The organism is Photobacterium sp. SP02 (assembly GCF_038519165.1).
GTDB classification, from domain to species: Bacteria; Pseudomonadota; Gammaproteobacteria; order Enterobacterales; family Vibrionaceae; genus Photobacterium; species Photobacterium halotolerans.
Genome location: NZ_JASJOJ010000015.1, coordinates 22784 through 47276, shown reverse-complemented (window position 1 = coordinate 47276; position 24493 = coordinate 22784). Strand labels below are relative to the sequence as shown.

Sequence of the window (24493 nt, the reverse complement as noted above, 5' to 3'; positions counted from 1 at the left end):
TTGCAATCGAACGGAAGCGCTTTCCGTTTATTGAGTGAGGTCTAATTAATTGTTCGCAACACGCGGTAATATTTTTGGTTTACTGCCAAATGTTTTTGGCTAATGGATGGAACGTAAGCTTACAAAAGCTACTTGGCGGAAGACTCATGGTAGCTTCAAGTATCTGGGAAATGCCCATTAATAGTGGTGTAACTCAAATCTGGATCAACTAATCACTCAGGTAAATATGAATACTCCACAATTAAATTCCGTGTTTGATAGAGAGAATCAAGAACATCACAAAACGTGGCTTCTGCAATTTCAGAAAAGCCGAGCGGGTATATCCCTTGGCTCGCCGCTTTATCGTTACCACTTGTCGCTCAATGAATACCTCACACTAAAAGATATACTGTCGAAAAGCTTTGAGGTGGTGAATAAAACGGTATTTTCTCCTGAGTGGTGTGGCGCGTTCGTACTCTATTGCTCTGAGTGGTTTCGCCGGGAATACAACCTTGAGTGGAGTTGGAACGCTATTCACGATTCTTTGAAATTTGAATTATCTCCGCAACAAAGGTCAGTGGTTGTATCCCGTGGGTTGAAGTTATGGGGACGATCTGTTTCTCGATATGAGAACTCGCAGGGGAATAATTATTTAGGTTCTGTTTTTCGTGAAGGTGGTTTGCCGACAAAGCTGTTATCTCATGATGACAACGGTTACCAATACTCTTTTTCTAAAATATTCACTAGGTACAGTGAAGCAAAAGAGTTGGGGCACCATACAGTTCGTCAACTCATTCAATCTCGCATTCAACGTTTGCCAGAAGCCCTGCAAGGCGAGGACTCTGTTGAGCTGTTCGCTGATATGCTCGATAAGCTCGACAGTTTGGTCTACCAGTTTGGGTTAGATAGCCAAGCGGCACCGGCAAACTACCTTGATGCGCAGTGTCCGAACTGGCGAACGCAGTTCCCTCTTCCACTTGAAGATGACATTGGCACACGCTTTCTGAACAACTTGTTGGTGATTGCATCTAACGAGGTAAAAAAGAAAGCCAAGAAGGAAGTCAAACTCAGCTGCACGCACTATTTTTCATGGGACAACCAATCCGTACGCACCGAAGTCACCTTACCTCATAAACAACTGTTCATGTTTACACGTGAACAGCTCAGTGTAAGCAGAATTGATTTGGTGGTGTTTGAAGGTGAAAAGTTACTCGCCAATCTAGGTACAGGTTATGCTCAATTTGAAGGCGAGCACTGTCAGGTGGTTATCCGAAAAACTCGCGCCGAAGTGAAGCGGGTAGATGCAAAACAACGTTTGTCTTTGGTGGCCATGCAATCAGGGAAAAAGCTTGCCCAAGTGCCAATTTCTGACAGTGAGTTAGATTGGGATGATGTACCCGTTACTTTGAGCAATCAAGATGATGAATGGCACGTCTTAGGGCAAGCTTCGTTATCAACAAAGAAAGTGCATGTATACATTCTGATGCCGAATGAAGCCAAGGTTGAGTCGGTATCAGGTGAGTTAACGGAAACAGAGCATCGCTTTTGTGGTTTGACTGTTTATCGTTTGTCTGGTGTGTGCCAAATTTCATTGCCGGGTGAAGAGGCTTATCGTATTGCTTCCGGTAGTGACACACCTGAGAGCGTCGGTGTGTCACTTGAAAGCGATGTATTACCATGGCCAACGAAGCCTACTATGGTATTTCGTGGGCTGAGAGCGATTAATCAAGCGATGAACCGCCTGTATGACGACAGCTTAGATATCTGTCTGGATGGAAAAAGGGTATCGCATCTGACTCGGGAAAATTTTCTTGGAAAGCAGCGCCTCACTATCAAAAAATTCGATGGTGAAGTGTTGCTCAGAAAGCAGGTGGGGGTGCTTCCGGCGGATTTTGATATCAGCTTTGAATGCGGTGAAACGCCAAACCAAGGCATGATTATTGTTAAAACTGCCGCACCAAAAGTATGTGCTGTCAAGACTGAAGGTGTGACCCTAGACACTATCGAAAAGTTCGAAAAGCACATTGTATTACACCTTTCGACCAAGGGTTCACCACCGTCAATGGTTCTGGTTGATATTACATTGAATATGCTTGGCGAACCGATCACTTTTATTCTTCCATTCCCCTCAAAAGGTGTGGTCGCATTCGATGCCAATGGTAAGCCTTTAGCACAGAGGTTAACAGTTGATGATTTACTTGGCAGCCGCCTGCTTATGTTTGCGACGAATGGGCGAGTAGCGCGTTATCAAATTGAAGCGGCGAGCAATATTAATGGCGTCAAGCAAACGGATGCCCCTTACTACCGCTGGCAATATGTGGTGAGTGACAAACCTGTAGAAGTGAGCCTTTACGCGCTTAAAACAAGTCTACTGGAGTTGTTGTCGCTGAATAACCACTTGGACAGCATTGTTGATTTAGTCATTACTGGTCCTGGGAAAACACTTCGTTTTTCGGTGAGTCATTACTCATCAGTCATGGATAATGACCAAGATAGAAATGTGGTTTATGCCCGTTCAATCAAAATCGCTGATGCGCAGTCTCTTCGCCCAGCGTTGATGAGGCTTACAGCGCCAGAGCAGGCACCGATTTATCTCGAAAGCCTAACCAGTGAGGGAGTTTCAATAGGGGAGTTTGCATTGCCGGGTTACGTGTCAGAAGGCGGTCCCTGGCTGGTTGTTCCAGCGCCGGATTCTGATGTGCTGTTTCGAGCCAAGTTCATTCCATGCCTGGGTGAGCAAATCAATGACGGTGATGTGAAAACCTTACAAAAGGCGTCTCGCCTTTTCCACCCTGCATTCAACCCCAATGTGATTGCCGATGTGTTCCAACAGATGAAAACGGATTGGACGCACAGTGGTTGGCAGTACTTGCGTGACACATACAAAAATTATGGACATCTGCCACTTTCAACGTTTGAAGTTTTCAAATACTTGGTGAGAGATACCAAGGCGTTGGCTGTTGCATTATTTCAGTTTGAATTGAACCCAGAACTGATCGCTAGGTTGGAAAGTGAGTTGCCTGTGTTTTGGCAGTTTGTGCCACTAGCTGATTGGCAGCATGCGATTCAGCTTCAAAGAGCAATGTTGCAAGGTATGCGCTTGCCATCCGAAACCGTAGATGAGTTGATGGCTAAACAAATCACGAAGTTGGTTGACGCCATTCCTGCTTTGTCAGATGAAGTGGTTACTTTCTTAGGAACAGGCAAATTACCTCAAATTTGTCCTAGCGCTTTGATGGAGATTCTTGTTCACAATGAGTGGTACCAAGACTTGTTGCGCCAGAATGCGGAAAACACCAGCTGGCCAACCGAGTTTGGCGCTTATCTGAAACGTTGGTGTACACAGTCTGGTTTAATGCCGTTTGAAATAAAAACCAATGCAGGGTTCCATGATGGCGTTGTTTACTTGCCTGTCTATGCTGCTGCTGTGGTGACAGGGCTTGTGCCTAAGGAAGTATCTTCAACCTTCCATGACTACGATTTGTTCCATCTAAGAAAATTACGTGACTTCGATTGTGCGTGGTTTGAGCCCGTATTCCGCTGTTTTGTATCTTATTTTTTGCTAAACCAAACAGGTAAGTAGAATGACCCGCTATTTTTCTTCTCTCGTTGAGCAAGCTATTAGTCGTACTAAAGAGTCGACGTTGAGCATCTTGGGCGTGACTAACCCTAATCTTCGCAAGCACCTCGGCGACATTATGTCTTCAGACTGTGGTCAGGAGAGTGCATTTTTAGCACCACCGGTGTTCGAGCATACGTTCGGTTGGGAGTTTGCAGACCCGAAGATGAGCGAGCTGGCTGGCGATCTTCTATCTAAAGCCGTTGTTGCCGCATTGGATAGCCAAGAGAACGGACGCTATCGATTTGGTGCGGATTTTCAGCCATTCCGCCATCAGCTCCGTAGTTGGGATCATCTCTTAAATGAGCACAAATCACTAGTCGTGACATCAGGCACGGGTTCAGGAAAAACAGAATGTTTCATGGTGCCAATCATTAATGATTTACATCGTGAATACGAAGCAAAAGGGGAGCCTCTGGTAGGGGTGAGAGCGCTGTTTTTGTATCCCCTCAATGCGTTAATTAACTCCCAAAAAGAGCGTTTGGATGCTTGGACGAAACACTTTGATGATGGTATTCGCTATTGCCTATACAACGGCAACACTGAGAATTCCAAGAACAAGATGCGTGGAAAGCAAAAAGACCGTCCGAATGAAGTGCTTTCACGCGAACTAATGCGAGAGGCGCCTGCACCAATTTTGGTAACGAACGGCACCATGCTTGAATACATGATGGTTCGCCAAATTGATTCTCCGATCATTCAACGTTCGCGTGAAGAGAAGTCTCTACGCTGGATAGTGCTGGATGAAGCGCACACCTATGTCGGCTCACAAGCCGCAGAGCTGGCTTTGCAATTACGTCGTGTACTTCAAACCTTTGGCGTAGAAGCAAAGGATGTTCGGTTTGTTGCAACGTCAGCGACCATTGCTGACGAGGATGCGGAAAATCAGCTTAAGAGTTACCTGTCTAATTTAGCGGGTGTTGAACCGAACCAGATTGAAGTTGTTGGCGGTAAGCGAAGTGTCCCTGAACTTCCAGAGTATGCGAGTAACGATTATTCGATTGAAGAACTGCTTTCTATTGAGCCTGACGGTGAACTGACAGCAGGTAAAGCTACACAAACGTCCGATGTGTCTAAGCGGCGTTTTGAAGCACTGTGTGGAAATACAACGGCGCTTGCTCTACGAAGTACATTGGTGGAAGCGAAAAAGCCACTGGATCTGAATGACATCAACACACAGCTGTTGATTCGCCTCAATCGTCCACTCTTTACACAGCAACAGCTTCTTGAGTGGCTGGATCTTGCGTCGGGTACGAAAGCAAGTAGCAGCGGTGAAGCATTTTTGAAGTTGCGTGCGCATTTCTTCCAACGCATGACGCAGGGGCTTTGGTCGTGTATTGATTCAAATTGTACGTGCAAGAGCAATACGCCGCTTGAAGGCAACTGGCCATTCGGTTTTGTGTACGCAACACAACGGCAGAAATGTGATTGCGGCGCACCAGTTCTTGAGTTGACCTTTTGCCAAGACTGTAATGAACCTCACCTTCTCGGCAAAGTCTCCCGTAAAAATCAACTTCGCCAATGGAACGCCAGTGCGGGGGATGAGTTTTCGCTTCTCAATGAGACCGCTGGTGACGAAGGTGACTATGAGGTTCAAGATTGTGAAACAACAAACAGACCAAATGTGTTTGCACGGTCATTAGCAGATAAAAATGGTTACTATGGCGTACATGTAGGGAAGTCTGGCGTTTATGGTGCACTGGAAGGCGAACGCATTGGTTTGTCGGAATATTTTGGGGGGGAGGACAAAGGTGGCCAGCCTTGCTGTGTCGAATGTGGCTTTGAGGGCTATCGTGGCTCGATGCCGTTTCGCAGGGCAATGCTCGGTTCGCCATTCTATGTTGCGAACGCTGTCCCTACCTTGCTGGAATATTGCCCAGATATCGACGTCGATAAAGACACTAAGCTTGGACCTCAATCACGACCTGGCCGAGGCCGACGTTTAATCACGTTCACTGATAGTCGTCAAGGCACTGCTCGTATGGCAGTGCGCATGCAGCAAGAAGCGGAGCGCTCAAAGCTAAGAGGGCTAGTGTTCGATATTTTGAGAGATGCTCAGCTATCTCAACCTGTACCTGAACAAGTAAACTCAAACGTTTCGGCGGAAGCTTTGTTAGCTCAAGCTCAAACACTTCGTGCAATGGGATTGGTCGATACGGCAAATGACTTAGAAACGAAAGCTAATGCTTTGTCTCAAGATCATCAAGCAATTCCTATCGTAGAGATGGAATGGCCTGATATGGCTTCACGGCTATCGAAAAAGAGTGATGTGGCTGAAAGCATGCTGGAATACAGTAAGTACTTATCACCGGAAACATTCAAGCAATCTGATGGTGCGTTGAAACTTGCTGAAATGCTGTTATTCCGAGAATTTGCTCGTCGCCCGAAACGACAGAACAGTTCTGAAACACAAGGCCTAATAAAAGTTGGATACGCCGGCCTCAAGGTTATAAAACGTATGCCTGAAAAATGGGGGCAGCATGGTTTAACTCTTCAAGACTGGCTGGATTTCCTCAAAGTTGCCTTGGATTTTTATATCCGCGAAAACACTTTCATGCTGTTGGAGGAAGATTGGCGAAAATGGATTGGTAATCGCTTTTCCGCCAAACGATTGAGAAACCCTGACTCGGAAGAGCAGGATGAAAACAGTGTTAAGAAGTGGCCGCTTGCAAGCCGCAACAATATGAATCGCTTGGTTAAATTATTGGCATTGGGAAGTGGGGTAGATAAAGATTCATCCATTGGCATTGATCTTATCGACAGCTGGCTGCGTGCCGCATGGAGTGACCTAACTTCGAAAACTGTTGGTATTCTAAAAAGTGATGGGAATAAATTCTGTTTAAACAGAGAGCAACTTACCTTCTCGTTTACCGATACAGTGTATATTTGTTCACGTACACACAAACTGCTCGACACAACGTTTAAGGGTTTAACTCCCTATCTTCCCGTAAAGCTTGGGAACGAAAACTATCAGTGCCTTGCGGTAGAATATCCTCAAATATGGAAGTTTGGAGACGAGCAAGCTGACTTCGGTAAGGGGTTAACAATTACACGCAAGCAAGTCGCAGAGGAATCAAAAGTCCGGGCTTTAAGAGAGCAAAACTTATGGACTGATATCAACGACAGAGTTGTTGAAGGCGGTTTCTACTACCGTACCGCTGAGCACTCCGCGCAACAGTCGGCTGAACGTTTAGAAAAATACGAGGAGATGTTCAAGTCGGGCAAAATCAATGTGCTTAACTGCTCTACCACTATGGAAATGGGGGTAGATATCGGCGGTATTTCTGCGGTCGTCATGAATAACGTGCCTCCTCACCCAGCTAACTATTTGCAGCGAGCGGGACGTGCAGGCCGGAGCAAAGAGTCACGCGCAATTTCCTACACCTTGTGTAAAGGAAATCCTCATGATCAGCAGGCCTTCAATAATCCTAAGTGGCCTTTTGAAGCGTCGATCCCAGCTCCCTATGTTGCGTTTAACTCATCAAGGTTGGTTCAGCGTCATGTCAATTCGATGCTGCTGTCTGTGTTTTTGCGAGAGCAGATCGGTAATACAAAAACGGAGCGGACATCGCTCAATTTAGAGTGGTTTTATCTCGCGATGGATGGCTCGCCTTCTGTGTGTGATAGGTTCTTATCTTGGCTTAAAAATGATGCAATATCGCTTGAAGATAATTTGCATGTTCTGGTTGCAGGTACTGTGCTTTCATCGAGCTCTGCTGTTGGTTTATTGGAGCAAACGTCGTTGATGATGTCATTACTCTCAAAACGATGGCTTGAAGAATATCAGCGGTTAGAGACTGAAAAAGTAAACGCGGCAGAGGGTAGCCCTTATGCTTTCCGACTGAAACAAGAGCTCAGTCGCTTGAGTAAAGAGTATCTATTGCGCGAACTCGCGGCTAAGTCCTTTTTGCCGGGATATGGCTTCCCGACAGATGTTGTTACCTTTAACAATACGAATATCGAGGACTTCAAGCGGGATAAGCTGGAAGGTAAGAAAAAAGAGGATGACAGAGAAGATAACGTTTCACGCACCCGTGGTCTGCCTAGCCGCAATCTTGCGGTAGCCATTCGTGAATATGCTCCTGGCGCTGAAGTTGTTTTGGATGGTCGTGTATTCCGTTCTGGCGGGGTGTCACTTAACTGGCACAACATTGCTAATTCAGACTCTGTTGAAGCGCAAAAATTTGACCTAGCCTGGCGTTGTAAACATTGCGGGCAGACTGGTTACTTTGATGGTGTTGCTATCTCACAGGACGAAATCTATTGTGACAACGAAAAGTGTGGCGAGAAGATTGATCCTAGTAATCAGCGTAAAGTACTGCTGCCGACTGGCTTTGTTACGGACTTTTACGTAAGTCCTTCAAATGATATTTCTCAGCAAGCATTCATCCCCGTTGAAACGCCATGGATTTCTGTATCTGGCACTCAAATGAGCTTGCCTAACTCTGAAATGGGCTTCATGGTCGCGAGCCCTGATGGAAGGGTGTTTAATCATACGGCAGGAGCATCGGGGAAAGGCTATGCGCTTTGTATGTCCTGTGGAAGAGCCGAATCTTTGACTGCGAATGGTGAGTATCCAAAACACTTCTCTCCATCGGTTCCCCATATTCCGTTGCAAGCAGGTAAAAAGGATGGAGAGGACCCGAGAGCAACATGTGGCGGCAGCGCTACATTAATGAAGGAGATTCACTTAGGTAGTTATATTAAAACGGATGTATTTGAACTCGTATTAAAGCACCCACTTCGTAATGAGTTTATAGGAGATAACGAAGATGGAAGGATCGTCGCGACAACACTAGTCGTGTCATTACGTGCGGGCTTAGCAGAAATATTAGGTGTTTCTGCTAACGAGCTTGGTTATGCGGTGCGGCCGGTAATTATGCCAAACGGGGATGCCGGATTAGCGATGCAGCTCTTTGACATTATCAGTGGCGGTGCAGGTTTTGCTTCTTCTGCGCCAAAACATATTGAAGCCTTGTTAGTGAAAGCGGTATCAAAACTGAATTGTCCTAAGTGCCAATCGGCATGCGGTGACTGTTTGCTTGAAACTGATTCGAGACATGATATTGATAAACTCGACAGGCTTGTTGCTTTGGATTGGATTGAGGGGCTGGATCTTTCAAGTTACAGTGATGAACTCATTGAGGGGGGAGTATATAGCCCGTTTTCTGTTGCTGAAAACGTCGATTACTTTGTCAAACAAGGTTGTAAAGAAGCGTCGTTTATATTCAGTGATAGTGTCAATGAATGGGATCTTTGCCACCCAGTATTTAAAAAGCAGATAGCCAGCTTCTTATTAGGTGAAAACTTAATCGTTAAGTTCGTATTACCCAAAGAAGCAGATTTGGATGATGAAACCAAAGCAGAATTAATTTCCTATCAAGCGATGGGCGTCGAAATAGAAGCTGCTGATGCGATTCCCAACAACCTTGTAGCGCAAACCGTGTTGGAAGCTGGTGTTATTTCATTCGCCGGTCGTGGTACGGATATTCTATGTACCCCTGGTCAATATTGGATGGTGTCATCTGGGGCTTCCTCCATCAGTCAAAGTATTGCTCTGGTTGAGACTGCTCCTGTTGTTTTGGTGCTGGAAGAGTTCCATACATCCATCCAATATGGCGAATCAGAAATCGTTAGTGAACTGAATGGAAAGTTAGACACATTTGGGATTAACTTCTGGCAATATCTCTTAGTAAACAATCCAGGACTAAAAGCCGTATTAAAGAGCGATGTTATTGAAGCTATTCACTATTCAGATCGCTACCTACAGTCACCAGCAGCGTTGCTGTTCTTGTGTCAGGTGTTTTCTTCACTGACGAAAGTGGTTGCGACAACTCCGGCAATTACGATTGAAACGCTGTTTACTGAGAAAGAGCGACAAGTGAAGTTTCTTCATCAAGATTGGTATAACCAGGATGATCAAGAGATGGTTATGACAAGAGTTATTGATCAGGCGACGGGGATTACTCCTGAGGTCGTCCTTTTTGCACGTCGCAGTGATATTGCTCACCGTCGAATGCTGGCACTTCAACTTAAATCGGGTAAGAAAGTTCATATTAGACTTGATCAGGGTTTTGGCTATTGGCGGTTAAAAATGTCAAGCTGGCAAAACAAGCCACTTCCATTCAGCTTCAATGCTCACTGGACAGAACAGGTGGAAATTATTGAGGAGTATGCTCAGCAGTTGGAGGTATTCAACAGTGAGCATTGGTCGACATATATTAGCTATCGGGTAATTTGAGTCTACTTAATTTTTACTGAATTAACAGTGAGAGGATCGATAAGCTTCGGCTCTCTCATTTTTGTTGGGATAGTTAACAAGAAAATTTGAAGTCCCCAAGCCCCTGAGTTTACCCTCAGGGGCTTTTCCGTTTTAGGGCTGAAACATGAGCAAACAATCCTTTCTTTCCGTCAGTGTTGTGCTAGCACTCAGTGCAGCATCGGCCAGCAGGGCCATTCATCTTCTGGCGGATGCTGTGAAGGTGGATACCCACAGCAGCAGTAAACGCAGTGTTGTCACCATTACCCGAACCGGCAAATTTTACGATCCGCGTTACAGCGAATTCGAACTGACCCAGCAAATGTTCGATGACCTGGTCAAAAACTTCAACGAGAACGTCTATGGCCAAAATCAACATCGACATTGCGTACCAGCCTGAAAACGGTGCAGGGGCGGTGGTTCGTCGCCTGTTTACCGACCGCGGTCGATTCTGTGCAGAGGTGGAGTGGTTGCGTATTCCGGTCCATGCTGAACACGCATTCCGGTCCAATGTGAACACCTATTCTGGTTTAACGTGAACACCCATTCCGGACTCAAGATGAACGCTTTTGCTCACCTTTCCGGAATCACTGTTCACGTTCCGCCGGAATCCCTTTCAACGTATTGATCTTCAACTTATTTGGTAACCTGTTTCCTATTTGGAGCAGGACTATGCCAGCAAAGAGGATTGCAATGCGTAAAATTCGAGACGTACTCAGGCTGAAACTGGATGCCAGGTTGTCGATTCGGCAAATCAGCGCGAGCACAAAAGTCAGCGTTGGTGCTATCCAGAAACTGCTCCAGAAAGCGCAAACTCTGAACCTGACTTGGCCGCTTCCCGACTCACTGACAGATGAGCAACTGGCCCAACTATTTTATCCCGCAGCCGATACGCGGGCCTCGTGCCGATATCAGGTTCCCGACTGGTCTGCTGTCCATCAAGAGCTGAAACACAAGGGGATCACCAAGCAACTGCTGTGGGAAGAATATACCCAGCAATACCCCAACCGCTGCTACAGCTACTCACAGTTCTGTGACCGTTACCTTCACTGGAATAAGCAGCAAAGACGCACCATGAGACAGCTGCATAAAGCCGGGGAAAAGTGCTTTATCGACTACTGCGGCCAGACGGTTCCCATTATCTGCCAGAGCACCGGTGAAGTCCGGCATGCCCAGGTGTTCGTAGCGGTTCTCGGTGCATCCAACTATACCTATGCGGAAGCCACAGAGTCCCAGTCATTACCGGACTGGCTGCAAAGCCATGTTCGGGCATTCGAGTTCTTCGGTGGTACACCGGAGATGTTGATCCCCGACAACCTGCGCAGTGGCGTCAGCAAGGCATGTCGTTATGATCCGGAACTCAACCCAAGCTATCAGCAGCTTGCTGAACACTACCAAATCGCCGTCATGCCAGCTCGCCCTTATAAGCCCAAGGATAAAGCCAAGGCTGAAGTGGGTGTGCAAGTCGTCGAACGCTGGATCCTGGCTCGCCTGCGCCACCACAGCTTCTTCTCACTGGCTGAGTTAAACCAGTGCATCATGGTGTTGCTTGAAGAGTTGAACCAGAAGCCGTTCAAACAGTTGCCGGGCAACCGCAAGGAAGCCTTCGAAAAGTTAGACCAGCCAGCACTCAAGCCCTTGCCGTGCATGCCTTACCGCTATGTAGCTATCAAGCAGGTAAAGGTAAATATCGACTATCACATCCAGTATGAACATCACCACTACTCAGTTCCGCATCAGTATGTTGGTGAGAAGTTGGAGCTGCATGCCGGAGACCGGTTAGTCCAGCTCTATTATCGTCAACAGCTCGTCGCCTCCCATCCCCGAAAACGCTATCCCGGGATAACAACCGATGAAAGTCATATGCCAAAACGCCATCAGAAGCATCAGCAATGGACGCCCGGTCGCCTCAAACAATGGGCCAGCGCCATCGGGCCAGATACCCTGCAATGGGTCAGCGAACGTATGGAAGAAAAAGCCCACCCGGAACAAGCCTACCGTCTGTGTCTCGGGCTACTGAATTTAAGCCGGCAGTATCCAGCCCAAAGGCTGAATACCAGCTGTAAACTTGCCAACCAGAAAGGCCTGGTCAAGCTTCGGCAAATCAAGTCAATCCTGGCAAGCAACCGTGATCAGCTCCCCGAGCAGGGAGATGGCAACTCATGCTTGCCCCAAGATCACGAGAATATCCGCGGGCCCCATACCTTCCACTAGGAGAAAGCAATGACACAGCAAACACTCAACCGGTTACGGGAGCTAAAGCTCAGCGGGATGGCCGAAGCACTGGAGCGGCAGCAAGAACAGCCAGGCACTTATGAAGCTCTCGCGTTCACCGAGCGGCTGAGCTTGTTGGTCGAACAAGAGCAGTCAGTTCGGCAGCAACGCCAGCATGAGCGGCTGATCCGGCAAGCCAAGTTCAAACTTAATGCTACTGTTCAGGAGATAGACTACCAGCACCCTCGCAATATCGAACGTTCACGCATCGCTCGGCTAGCGCAACGGGACTGGCTTGACCGAAGGCAGAACCTGTTGATCACCGGACCATGCGGCAGTGGTAAGACTTATCTCGGCTGTGCTCTTGGCCATAACGCCTGCCAGCAAGGGTTCAGCGTTCGTTACTACCGGACTTCAAGGCTGTTGCTGGCCCTGACCCAGTCAAAAGCAGACGGCACCTACCATAAGCTACTGACCCAGCTTGCCAAGGTGCACTTGTTGATCCTGGATGACTGGGGACTTGAACCGTTGAAAGTCGGGCAGCGCAACGACCTGATGGAAATCATGGATGATCGCTATGGTCAGGCTTCAACAGTGTTAATCAGTCAGTTACCGACTGATCAGTGGTACGCACAAATCGGTGACAACACATTGGCAGATGCCATCTTAGATCGCCTGATGCACAATGCTCACAGGCTGCAACTGAAGGGAGAATCAATGCGGAAAAAGTTAGGAACGTTGACGGAAGGTGAACACTTAAGCTAAAAAACAACTGTCGTGATACGTTGAAAAAGTTAAGTGTTCATGTTCAGCCGGAATAAGTGTTCAACTTCGTCGGAATACGCAGATATAGGGTGGCCCAGTCCATTGCGGACGGCAAAACAGGCAAAAGTGCGTCGAAATTGGTGGGTGAGAAAAGGCCAAGGTTCTCCTAACTTAACTTTGTCCTCTATTGCTCCCCCATTCCTTGGATTAAGCTGACGACATTCAGACAATGCTTTTTCATCAACGATTGCACCAATACTTTTCGCGAAGTTTTTCAGCCGATCATTCCATTTGGCACGAGATATGAGAATTGGTAAGTTTTTCCTTTGCGCTTGGCTAAGCCACAAGTTACTGGATGTTTCCATTAGCTTATCTACTTGTCCAGGATCGTTACTATGTGCTGCTAGTTTTACCAATTGTTCACGGGCACATGCGCTCAATGAAATTGCGAGCGATATGGCTTTTTCTACTATAGGGCTGGTGAGCCACTCTTCTTTTTTTCTACCAGCTGCAAGCTTATGTGTTGCCGCTGATACAGAGTGAAATAATTGTCCGTTGATAGTGTAAGTGCGAAAACTATCCTCATGAAGTTCAAACAGTTCGCTGACTCTCATTCCGCTGAATGCGCCGCAACATATAAAACAAGCGGCTTGAAGATTCGCTCTCCATGTAAATAACCAATTTCCGTCAACATTATGGTTGGGTAGTAAGCCTGTTCCCCTAAGATGTTGCGTGATGATCTCAGATTGAGAACGAGGAGTTGCTTTGTTGATTTCCTCAACGTATTTTTTGCTATTAAGCCTGCCTTCCACATCATAAAGCCACTTCCATCTACCGATGGCTAGCTTATAGTCTACGGCTGCACGGCCAATATCATAGTTTGATTGTAAATCACGTTCGAGTTGGGCGAGTTTTTCTCTATGTGGCCATGCTTTTTCCACGTAGCTGACAGCTTGCCCGTACAATACGTTAACCAATGCTTGTGGTATAGCAAGTGATTGCTTATGTTCTAATTTCTCTTGATCTGCAAGCTTTTTTGCCAACTGTCTATAGTTGATGCTCGGTAATGTTAATTGAAAAGGTAGCCACGGATTCAACCTTTCCACAGCTTGAAGAGCGGTGAAAGCGAGTTCAAGAGTGCGTTTGCTTAATGACTCATTTTGCAAATCTATTTCAAATTTTTGCCAGATATCATGGTTGTTTAATTCACTAAAACTATTGGCTCCGTTATTTTTTAAGCTGACTAACGCTCTTTTTAAACCAATATTAAACCTAGATGTCAAAGTGGATAGTTTGCATTTTTGTCCAAAACAATGCCCTTGTTCGTATAGCCAGCCATAGGCTATAAGTTTTGCTTCAAGAAGCAAGTTAGGCGAGTCAACTAAATAAGAGAAATCAAATTCTCTTTGGTTTTTATCACTGCCTTTATCCGAGGCATATGGGCTACAATCCCAGCGGTTTTGGCCGAAGTGCGCTCTTAATATTTGATGTTGATCTATGCATACAGGTACTTGGTTCAATTTGTCCCAGTTACGCTCTTTGACTAATCGTTCCACATCTTGGGTGTAAAGATTGAGTGAACTAGGCGTTTCAATTGGCAAATGTAATAGTGGTTTCATTTTGTCCTCAGCTAATATTGACACTATCTATATCCATCCACAGGGGATGACGACCTTCATCTGCTAATTTTCTTCTGGCTTGCTGTACAACTTTGGGACTTAATTGTTTTAATCGGAGGTCAATCTTTGCTAAGGCTTCGCCAAAATTTTTCTGATAATGAGCATTATCTATATGCAGGCATGCTGATTCTTCAATGCATTCGCGAAAACTAAGAGCACACCATAAATCAGTTACCGATTCGACAAGCACTTGATGTCCGCAGCTCCAACATTTGATTAAATCGGCACATGCTAGATTTTCACTTTCAGTTATGAGCCCATGTGCTCGTGCTCTTGATGTAAACTTCTCAGCCATTGCTCCCATCGGCTCTTTGCAATAACTGCCGTGAGCGCTACGAGTGGGAGGAGATGCTCGTCGGATGTATGCTTCATAGGCAAGTACTTCCACTTTTTGTGCTTCTCTAACCTTTTGTTTCGCTGACTCCACACTTTGTCTGTCACGCACGATCTGTTCTAAAGTTTGGCTTGTATCTCGGTTCATCAGATCGTTTTCATACTTGTTTCCACTTGAGTATGCATGAGCAACCGTCTGAGGAGTGTTATCCAGAAGAATTGCAGCTTCCAGTGTACCTTTTAGTGCCAAAGTTAAATGACTGCCTGTGGCGCGGAAGCGTCTTGGTACAGGCCATAGTATTTCTCCTTGTTCATCGGTCATCGGAAAGTACCTAGCTAACCATTTAGCTTTGAAGTCATTAAGTAGACATCCGCTCATCATCTGAACTTTTCTTTTTCTGTAGCTGTAAGCTGGTAACAGCAAACCATCAGGTTTAGGATCGACCAGTTTTGAGGCGGTCATTAACTGGTCAAAAAATTGGGTTGCATACTTAGGAATTTCTAGCTTGTTATGATCCCCTAGCTCTACAGTAATAGTTTTAAATGCCCTTCGTTTAAATGCAGGCATTTGATACCAATTACTTGATATGGCATTGGTTTTAGTTTGTGGACGTCTTAAGCTGTACAAAATGGTGCTATTGCTCCATGTGTAATAACTTAAGAGGAATGTGGCAGCATAAAAAATTTTTGATGCGCCACCGGCTACTGGGTAATCTTTTCCCTTCCAGGAGAATACCATTGTCTGAGCGTTGGAACTTGCTTGAATATGAAGCTCAGGATCGATAATAAATTGCTGATACAACTGCTTAAAAATACTTCTTAGCAAAGGAAGTAACTGCTTCAAATCTGCATCACTATATCCGCGAGTCGGCTCTGTTTGGGAGCATCTAGAACGTCGTGGTTTTAAAGGCTCGATATTTTTAACTGATAGATGTTGCCACTGATATAAGGAAGATAAGTCAGAGCGCAGTCTGCTTTCAGTACTATCCTTTATTTCTCCTCGTCGCTGACGGATGGAGTTATATTCTAACTCTTTGACATATGCCATTTCCGATAGCGGCGAAAGTGGTGGCGTTTGTGAATCACAAAATGCAAAGTGCCTTCTCGCGGCTAGAAATATGTTGCCTTTAGTCGCTGGTGATGCATCTTCTTTGCCTGTAATGGCGATGAACATTCTCTGTGCTATATCATCACGGTCTAATAGCTGAACATTTCCCTGCTTTATTTCATGTGTTTTAGGAACCCCCCGATACCTGAATCGATTAAAGTCTAAGAGTGTATGTGCGTTTGCCCCGTTTCGTATGGGAATACAAAGATGTTCAACCCAGGGGGCTATTAATTTCAACGTCTTGCTCATTAGCTTCCTCTAATGCTTGGTGCATAATGCTGTCTAGTACAGATATCTTCTCTTTTAACGCTTCTTTTCTTTTGAGGTACTGCAAGTACTTCCATGTCGTGGATTCATTCTTATGTCCCATCCACCCCATCAGTAAGCTCAGTGCATTCGCAGGCTCAATACCTGCTTCAAGTAGGCTATGTAGTCGGTAGGTTGCATAACTACATCTAAGATCATGAAACTTATGCTCAAATTGTATTCCTGACTTAATTATTGAGCGGCGAACTTCTCCAAAGCGAGAGCCTATTGTGTTTGGGTCGTATGGATTACCTTGTTGGCTAATAAATAATGGTTCGTATCGCTGGGCTGTGGTCAGGGCGTCGAGTTTTTCCTTTGAGAGATGAACAGAGTGGGATTTTTTTATGTCATTGATGCCTTTGTGTAACTCAATTCTGCTAAGAAGTTTGTCAAGTCGGCACATTCGTCGCTCACTAATGGCATAAGTTTTCAAATCTGATAAAAGACGACTTGTTATCTCAATAGTTCGAGTTTTATTGTATTTTGTAGGTACACCATTACTTGGTCCTATTGTTAACTCGAAATGAGTTATAGAATCTGAGCGTTGAACCGATTGCTCTAGTGCGGCCAAAGTCAACCCTGACGCTTCTTGGATACGTAAGCCGCATTGAGCCGCGAGCAAACAGATCAGCCTAAATTCGCAAGGCGCATTACGTAAATGCAAAGCTAAATGAGTGAGCGCAATTTGAGTTAAGGGCTTTAACCCTCGAATATTATTGCTGGTTGCATCCCTTGGCGTTCTGATGCGCAAATCTGTAGTTTGGACCAGAAATTTAGGCATCATATGAGCCAGCATGTCGCTTCTCTGTATTCTTACAAATTCGATTTCGAAGGGTTTGTGTTTCTCGCTGATGTGGTAATAACGTTCATGTGCTGCCCATAAATAAAACTGGACGATATGTGTCATATACGTGTTGGCAGTTGAGTATGCGAGCTCACCAGCTTTAACACTCTTGAGAAGTTTGTCATTTCTATATCGATATGTAGGCTTTAAACCTTTTGCTAATGGGAAGACATCCCAGATTAAATTTTCTGATTCTAGAAAATTCCAATAATGCAAAAGCGCTCTTGCGTAGGAACTTAGATTTTCAAGTCGTTTGTTCGCTTTAAGATGAATGAACCAGTGGTTTACTGGTGCAACATATCCCCAGTTTTGGTCATAAATAGTAGGCAATGACCCTAGATTTCGGCCATTCAGAAACTCTATAGGGTCCGTTTCAGTGATGATTTCACCACCTATATGTACGTCGTCTGATTTGATCAAGTAAGCCACGGGATGAACTTTGTAATAACTGTTGGTTCATCCAGTATCTGCTACTGCTATCAAGATCCTAAGGCCTGTAATGTACCAATTCGGGCCGTTTGAGCGCTTTCATAGAATAATGAAAGTTGCTAGCACTTTCACATGTGAAAGTTTTTGGAATATATGTAGGAAAGATATATAGGTTCACACTGGCCGCAGACATCCTATCTGAGCCTGGTCACAGCTGAGTACTAAAGTATCATTCTAGCCGTCGCTCAGGTTTGGACAATTTCCGAGTTAAAGTCTTAACTCTATCTCGTAAGTTTCGGATAAAAATTACTATGGATTAACGCCGCGCTCTGCAAAAATTTGGAACACAGCGGAAAAATTGTCCGACAACAGCGATTTGATATACGTACCCTAACCAGAAGCAAAATGATTACTCAAATCTTTGCTCCCGGCGGTTGTACTGCTCGGCCTCACGCTCTCTATTCTCTCTGATAGACCTGTTTAGATGAGAAAGCTTGGTCTTAGCCATCTCTCGCACCTCAGGAGAGTCATGATTTAATAACTCTGCGAATGCCTCCGCGCGAACTTCAAGAATATCGGCAAGTGATCCTGACCACCCATTAGGAAAAGACCTAGAGAAAATAGTTTCAACTATCGCGGCTTTGTTCTCTGCTGCATCTAAAAGCGATGCAATGTGATGACTGAGGACTACTTTCTTTGGATTGTCTAGTAGCTGTGATTCCTTGTCTAAGGGCGTGTATGCCGAAACTGCGCCTGCTACTTTATGAATCCTATCTTGATTTCCATTACACCAATCCAGCACGCGCTCTATAGGCGCTAAATTTAATGGCGAGCTACTTCGATGGACCCTATCTTTAAAAAGCAAATATATGAGCTGTTCGCTATTATCACTATCTATTAACACTCTATCTAATACAAATTCAGGATAATTTTGCACTAGATAGGCTATGAAAGTTTCTAATTCGAAGCCATATAAGCGATAAGTCTCAACGCCATTGCAAAGCAAGTTGATAATATCGCGAATTTCATTCTCCGTTGCTGGCTCTGATAAACACTCTTCAATAACACGGTCAATTCCATGCAGCTGTCGCCTGTTAATCTCATCCCTGTGCATTGATAACAGTTTCAAAATAGCCTGCCTTCCAACAGATCGTAGGTCATCGCTAGGACTGTAGTTGCTCACCTTTTCAGTAAAGAATCGCATGCTCAAAATTTCAATGGTTGAAAATATCCCATCAGCTAAATCATTAAGTGCAGCAAGTAATTCTGATAAATCATCATCAGAAATGGATTCATGAACTCGACCGTAACTTATCTGTTGAAACCTCCATGCTTCTAGTTCACCAGATTTCGCCAGCTCAATAAGCTTTTTTGTACCCCAAGGGGCTATCGGCGTTGCAGACAAAATATCAACAAAATACTGTTTAAGCTCCGGCACATTTAATACAGACTCTTGGAGCTTCCGAGACAAGCCAGGATCACCGACATGAACGCCAGCAATAAAACCGCGAAAGAGGATAGGTTGTACTACTTCTAGCTCTTGCTTTTGCATCAGACGGACAAGCGTATCAAACGTTAAAGCTTGGTCTGATGAACCTTTGGCCAACCCTTTGCCGAATGACCAAAGCGCATCAATATGTTTTTCCCATAACCTTGGCGCCAATCTTTCAAGGTAATCAGGTTCAGATGACGCAAGCTCACCAAGTTTTTCTATCTTCTGACGAATTTTTTCAGAATTTTCAGTATAATCCCCACCTCTAATTTCTACGTGCTCCCATGTGTTAGTCAGAGCATATGCCTCGATTTCGAAATAGGGGTCAGCTGGTGCGGTTAAATGCTCAAGCGCTTCAATCCTTTTGAATAGTTCAGGTGTGTGTTCTTTCCCGTTGTAATGGATTGTCCGCTTAATGGCCATCCACATATCTGGCCATTTACCGCCAGCGCCATATTTGCGAACTATGTTTTCGAGAATGTCAAAGCAGCCAGCATAGCTCCATAGTCCTACAAAATGGTTTGCTAGTATCGCCTTTGCCCAATTACAAATGGGTTCATTTTCCGAGTCTAAAAACGGCACTAACAACTCAATATAACCTACGTACCAGTCTAATTTCTCTTTATTCGTTGTAGGCTCCCACCCAAAGTCCCTGCTGCGAGCGCCAAAATCAAACCCTCCAAATGAGCTCCAATGAGAAGCCTCAAACGCAGACCGAAGAATTTCCTGCGCAATCTCAAGGTACCTCAAGCTGCCAGAATTTAGCATTCTATTCACAAAAGAATGTCTTCGCGCTGGAGTAGCCTGTGTCCCAGAGAGGTATAATGAAAAGAGGCTCGCCAATTGATTAGCGATACTATTGTTGTTCTCGCCAGCTTTTTCTGTTTCCGCAAAACGTAGAATTAGTCCGGCAGCACGGTCGAAGTACTGGTCGTCATATGCTATTTTCCTAAGTAACCGAACGAACGTAGAAAAGTTTTGATTGTTTCGTGAGCAGAAATCTTGAACTTCCGAAGCATTCTCTATAGCAGTTAAAACTACATCTGGAAACACTGGCGCGATGTGAGTTAATGCCGTAAGCAGGTCAGCATTGCACTGTGCAATGTTGTGAAATGGCCCATCAACCTTCATCCACGTATGAGCGAGATTTCTAGCAGCTTCAAAGTCATGCATATATCCTAGTCGATGAGCGCATGACTTGAACAAACGAAAATTTTCAGCCTTTAACAACTCAGCATTAATTTTATCAGGATCGATGTTCTGAAGAGCTCGCCGTGCGAGACGGTTAGCTACAGCATGCGGGAGCACTGCTCGCCAGTTTCCCCGCTTTTGCGATAACTGCCTCCGCAATAGCTCTGCATGATTGCGATTCAACCTGTCACGTTCAAATCCGCCAATTCTAGAAAGAGCGCTCAATTCATCATTAAACTCATTCGGGGAAACATTGAACGAATAAACCAGGGATAGAACCTCTGCGCTTTCAAGCAAACTTTCGGTTGTCCCTTTTCTTTGATTGAAGAGCCTCTGGAACAAGTCTTCATCAGTAAAATTTGCCAAGGTCTCATCTGCACCCACTCGACTCGCCAATGCGATCGCAACACGTGCATTCCCTCCGGAAAACTCTGCAACTTTATCGGCATTAACACGCCCTAGAGACGGAAACCTCTTTTGAATAAGTTTAGAGACAGTCTCCTCGCTTGATGGTTCGATGTGTATTACTTCTGTTTCTTCTGGGCGGTCATCCGAAATATCATATTCGATAGTAAGAAGACTCAACTTTGCTTGATTTGACGAAACCTGCTTTTGCAGTTTTCTATGAACATCCGGTGGGCAGTTATCCAATACCAAATAACTTGAAAAATCATTAGCTATCAAGTATGAGACAAGCTCAGATGCTGTTGGAGTTAAGTCATCACCAAGATCTGCATATATTACATTCGCTCTCGGCAGAGAGTTATCGCATACATCACTTTCAAAAAGTGCCTGAGCAAAGCGTGTTTTTCCGACTCCTGACAGGCCAGTTATTCGTACCACCGAGCCAGATCTTTGTAATCTTTCACGCACAAGCCTGATTCCATCCGAAATGGCTATAGGCTTCTTATGATGTGAATTCATATCGATGACGCAAGGGTGTTCGTCAAGCAAAAACTCATCATCTTTATCGACAGGGGTGGAAGTCCATCTCCCAAACGGTCGCCATCCGGATAATGGCTTGCCTAGTCTAGAGCGAACCCACAAGGCAACCCCAGGAAATTGTCTCAACCATGCGCTGAGCCGATCCCTACCATAAAAGTCAAGGAGAAGATCTTCGCTATCTGGTAAACCTTCGAGCGCAGATTTCATTCCCATAAGACGTTCTGATAGCATTTTGTCAGAACAATCATCTTTGCCACTAACAATTATATAAGCGCCTTTTTTTGCTAAGAGGTCCCCTATAACCGTTTTTATCGTTCCTTTATCAAGCATTTCATTTTTGCAGGCCGCTTTACTCATACTGTTTTTCTTTACTTGAAAACCAGTATTTTCACGACTTACAAAGCCTGGCTTTAATAAAGGGATAGCATCGACAACTCGAACATCGAGACCACCGTCAGCAGCTTCCTGCGCTCCACCCCACAGAACACAAGATGTCTGAATTTCTTGGCGAATCAATTCCGCTTCACACAACCTAGCGACCAATTCTCTTAGATCAGCATCATTGAGATTTGAAATATCAGAAGGTTCAAGTTCAAAAAATATCATTAGGTTTCAATAGTCCCTATTTTGCCAATTGATATCGGTAACTAAATCGCCACCATTACACTAGTCACTCTGTATTATTACTAAAATTTGGTCAACTGGATTGCTTAAATTGGACAGGTTCCAACGTCTGTAACACCGAATGTGGCATAAATGTGTTAGAAGAGGCTGTGTATCGATGAGTCGATAAATGAAGGCCAGAGAACGATGCTCTGGCCTCTCAGTTTTTCTACAGTACGAACGTGTGTAGGTGGGTTTTCTACATTAACCCCTCATAGTAACAAACTCTTCCGAGCCGGTTGGGTGGATGGCAACCACGCTGTCGAAATCGGCTTTGGTGGCGCCCATCTTCATGGCAACGCCGAAGCCCTGGATCATTTCGTCCACGGTATAGCCGATGCCGTGCAGGCCGACGACAGTTTCTTCCGGGCCGGCGCAAACCAGCTTCATCTTACAGGGCTGGCGGTGGCTGGTGACGGCTGTGTACATGGCCGTAAAGCCGGACTGGTACACTTTCACGTTCTCTTCGCCGTACTGGGCGATGGCTTCCTGCTCCGTCAGGCCAATCGTGCCGATTGGCGGATGGCTGAACACCACGGTTGGCACCAGTTTGTAGTCCATCTTGGCGTCTGGCTTGTTGTTGAACAGGCGCTCAGACAACTGACGGCCGGCTTTGACGGCCACAGGGGTCAGCTCGATGCCGCCGTCCATGATGTCACCGACACAGTAGATGCCAGGCACATTGGTCTGCTGATATTCATCGACCTTGATGTAGCCTTTGCCTGTGGTTTCCACACCGGTCGCTTCCAGATTGATTTTGTGTGTCACCGGGTTGCGGCCTATGGCCCAGATCAGCAGGTCGGTATTGTGTGAGTCGCCGTTTTCAAAATGCAGCGTCACAGTGCCATCGGCTTCTTTGACCACTTCTTTTGGTACTGAATGGGTGTGCAGGGTCGGGCCTTCGCTGTTCATCACTTCAACCAGGGTGTCGACAATCAGCGGATCGAAGCTGCGCAGCGGCGATTCTTTACGCACGAACAGGTGAGTATCTGTACCCAGCGCGCTCAGCACACCGGCGATTTCTACTGCGATGTAACCGGCGCCGATAACAGCAGTACGCTTAGGCTGCTCGGTCAGCTCGAAGAAACCGTTTGAGTCGATACCGTGCTCTGCACCCGGAATGTCCGGAATGGTCGGCTCACCGCCGACGGCAATCAGGATATGATCGGCAGTGAAATGCTGGCCGTTCACTTCCACGGTTTTGGCATCCACGAATTTGGCAAAGCCGTTGATCACTTCAATCTTGTTCTTGCCCAGTACGTTATCGTAGGCCTGATGGATACGGCCGATGTAGGCTTCACGGCTTTCAACCAGGGTTGCCCAGTTGAAGTTTTTCACGTCTACGTCAAAGCCGTAATCTTTGGCATACAGATGCATGGCTTCTGCAATCTGAGCGCCGTGCCACATCACTTTTTTCGGTACACAACCGACGTTGACACAGGTGCCGCCCAGGGCTTTGGCTTCAATCAGCGCCACTTTTGCGCCGTACATAGCTGCGCGGTTAGCTGATGCAATCCCGCCGCTGCCGCCACCAATACAGATGTAATCAAAATGCGTTGCCATGACTGTTCTCTCTATGCTGTGAAATCTTAGCTGGACGACAGTGTATACCTAAGTCGCCTGCAGATGCTAGGTTCGGCGAAACTGACGTCTTTGCCGTGGAATCTGTGGTGATCTTGATACCGGGAAGTAAGGGAAGGGCCAATCATTCCGGTGCAGGCCATGCCTGGCTTTACACCGGATATCATGAAACGGCGGGGATTATTCCGGCACCACCCAGCGCAGTGTGGTGTGGCCGCGGGTGGGTGCAATCACAGACTGCAGCCAGGGCAGCAGGGTTGCCATCTGGCTTTCCAGCTTCCACGGCGGGTTGATCACAATCATGCCGGAAGCCGTCATGCCGCGCTCTTCGGTATCCGGCTCGACACCCAGTTCAATCTGCAGAATGTTGCGGATCCCCAGGTTCTCCAGCTCTTCCAGCATGGCGTCAATATTGCTGCGGTACACTACCGGGTACCAGATGGCATAGGTGCCGGTTGCCCAGCGTCTGACGCTCTGACCTATGACTTTCACCACGTCCATGTACTCGTGTTTCAGCTCATAGGAGGGGTCAATCAGCACCAGACCGCGCCGTTCTTTGGGCGGCAAGCTGGCTTTGAGACGGGCAAAACCGTCTTCTTTGTAGATACGAACCTGACGATCGCCGCGAAATTCCTGCAGCAGCAGCGGGAAATCGGTTGGGTGCAGTTCGGTCAGGATCATGCGGTCTTGTTCACGGATCTGAGCGCGGGCTACCTTGGGTGAACCCGGGTAGTAGCGCAGGGTGTCGCCCTGGTTCAGCCCCCGGATGGCATCCAGATAAGAGGCCAGTGCTTCCGGCAGATCGTCGCGCTGCCACAGGCGCGCAATGCCTTGCAGGTATTCGCCGGTTTTTTCACTGCGTTCATCCTGCAGATCATAACGCCCCACACCCGAGTGGGTGTCGTGATACACAAAAGGTTTGTCCTTTTGCTTGAGCGCATCAAGGATCAGGCTTTGGACTATGTGTTTGATCACGTCAGCATGGTTGCCGGCGTGAAAACTGTGGCGATAACTCAGCATGGGTTACTCTGTGGTGGTCGACGAAGGGCGTTATTATGGCGTAATCCGGCCGATTATGCAGCGGGA

11 protein-coding genes are annotated in these 24493 nt (G+C 46.1%); 5 read left to right on the top strand and 6 right to left on the bottom strand.

All coding sequences use genetic code 11. The features are described from left to right. Positions 1–226 precede the first annotated feature (226 nt). The 5 genes from P0Y67_RS08925 (at position 227) to istB (ending at position 12836) form a co-directional block, all read left to right on the top strand. Positions 227–3562 carry an STY4851/ECs_5259 family protein gene (locus P0Y67_RS08925; RefSeq protein ID WP_342391600.1) on the top strand — a complete coding sequence of 1112 codons (3336 nt, stop codon included), beginning with the start codon at positions 227–229 and terminating at the stop codon, positions 3560–3562. Position 3563: 1 nt separating this feature from the next. After that, a complete protein-coding gene (locus P0Y67_RS08920) occupies positions 3564–9839 on the top strand; it encodes a DEAD/DEAH box helicase (RefSeq protein WP_342391599.1) in 6276 nt (2091 codons plus the stop codon). 145 nt (positions 9840–9984) lie between these two features. After that, entirely contained in the window at positions 9985–10257 is a 273-nt protein-coding gene (locus P0Y67_RS08915) for a hypothetical protein (protein WP_342391598.1), read from the top strand. Positions 10258–10529: 272 nt separating this feature from the next. Beyond that, on the top strand, positions 10530–12071 hold the full coding sequence (gene istA / locus P0Y67_RS08910) for an IS21 family transposase (protein WP_342391597.1): 1542 nt from the start codon (positions 10530–10532) through the stop codon (positions 12069–12071). A gap of 9 nt (positions 12072–12080) precedes the next feature. Then, on the top strand, positions 12081–12836 hold the full coding sequence (istB, locus tag P0Y67_RS08905; RefSeq protein ID WP_342391596.1) for an IS21-like element helper ATPase IstB: 756 nt from the start codon (positions 12081–12083) through the stop codon (positions 12834–12836). Positions 12837–12865: 29 nt separating this feature from the next. Here istB and P0Y67_RS08900 read toward each other — a convergent pair whose 3' ends face one another. The 6 genes from P0Y67_RS08900 to P0Y67_RS08875 all read right to left on the bottom strand — a co-directional run bounded on the left by P0Y67_RS08900 (position 12866) and on the right by P0Y67_RS08875 (position 24427). Continuing rightward, on the bottom strand, positions 12866–14455 hold the full coding sequence (locus P0Y67_RS08900; RefSeq protein ID WP_342391595.1) for a hypothetical protein: 1590 nt from the start codon (positions 14453–14455) through the stop codon (positions 12866–12868). A 7-nt stretch (positions 14456–14462) separates the two neighbouring features. Next, a complete protein-coding gene (locus P0Y67_RS08895; protein WP_342391594.1) occupies positions 14463–16205 on the bottom strand; it encodes a hypothetical protein in 1743 nt (580 codons plus the stop codon). Then, entirely contained in the window at positions 16168–17535 is a 1368-nt protein-coding gene (locus P0Y67_RS08890; RefSeq protein WP_342391593.1) for a site-specific integrase, read from the bottom strand. The genes P0Y67_RS08895 and P0Y67_RS08890 overlap by 38 nt, the downstream gene beginning before the upstream one ends. A gap of 409 nt (positions 17536–17944) precedes the next feature. Beyond that, positions 17945–21769, bottom strand: a complete 3825-nt coding sequence (locus P0Y67_RS08885) for a hypothetical protein (protein ID WP_342391592.1) — start codon at positions 21767–21769, stop codon at positions 17945–17947. Between the two features lie 261 nt (positions 21770–22030). Next, entirely contained in the window at positions 22031–23389 is a 1359-nt protein-coding gene (gorA, locus tag P0Y67_RS08880) for a glutathione-disulfide reductase (RefSeq protein WP_342391591.1), read from the bottom strand. Between the two features lie 198 nt (positions 23390–23587). Beyond that, entirely contained in the window at positions 23588–24427 is an 840-nt protein-coding gene (locus P0Y67_RS08875; protein ID WP_342391590.1) for a 23S rRNA (adenine(2030)-N(6))-methyltransferase RlmJ, read from the bottom strand. Between the last annotated feature and the right edge of the window lie 66 nt (positions 24428–24493).

Coding starts and splice junctions, on each gene's coding strand:
- P0Y67_RS08925 (WP_342391600.1), top strand. CDS start 227: ATGAATACTCCACAATTAAATTCCGTGTTTGATAGAGAGAATCAAGAA.
- P0Y67_RS08920 (WP_342391599.1), top strand. CDS start 3,564: ATGACCCGCTATTTTTCTTCTCTCGTTGAGCAAGCTATTAGTCGTACT.
- P0Y67_RS08915 (WP_342391598.1), top strand. CDS start 9,985: ATGAGCAAACAATCCTTTCTTTCCGTCAGTGTTGTGCTAGCACTCAGT.
- istA (WP_342391597.1), top strand. CDS start 10,530: ATGCCAGCAAAGAGGATTGCAATGCGTAAAATTCGAGACGTACTCAGG.
- istB (WP_342391596.1), top strand. CDS start 12,081: ATGACACAGCAAACACTCAACCGGTTACGGGAGCTAAAGCTCAGCGGG.
- P0Y67_RS08900 (WP_342391595.1), bottom strand. CDS start 14,455: ATGAAACCACTATTACATTTGCCAATTGAAACGCCTAGTTCACTCAAT.
- P0Y67_RS08895 (WP_342391594.1), bottom strand. CDS start 16,205: ATGAGCAAGACGTTGAAATTAATAGCCCCCTGGGTTGAACATCTTTGT.
- P0Y67_RS08885 (WP_342391592.1), bottom strand. CDS start 21,769: ATGATATTTTTTGAACTTGAACCTTCTGATATTTCAAATCTCAATGAT.
- gorA (WP_342391591.1), bottom strand. CDS start 23,389: ATGGCAACGCATTTTGATTACATCTGTATTGGTGGCGGCAGCGGCGGG.
- P0Y67_RS08875 (WP_342391590.1), bottom strand. CDS start 24,427: ATGCTGAGTTATCGCCACAGTTTTCACGCCGGCAACCATGCTGACGTG.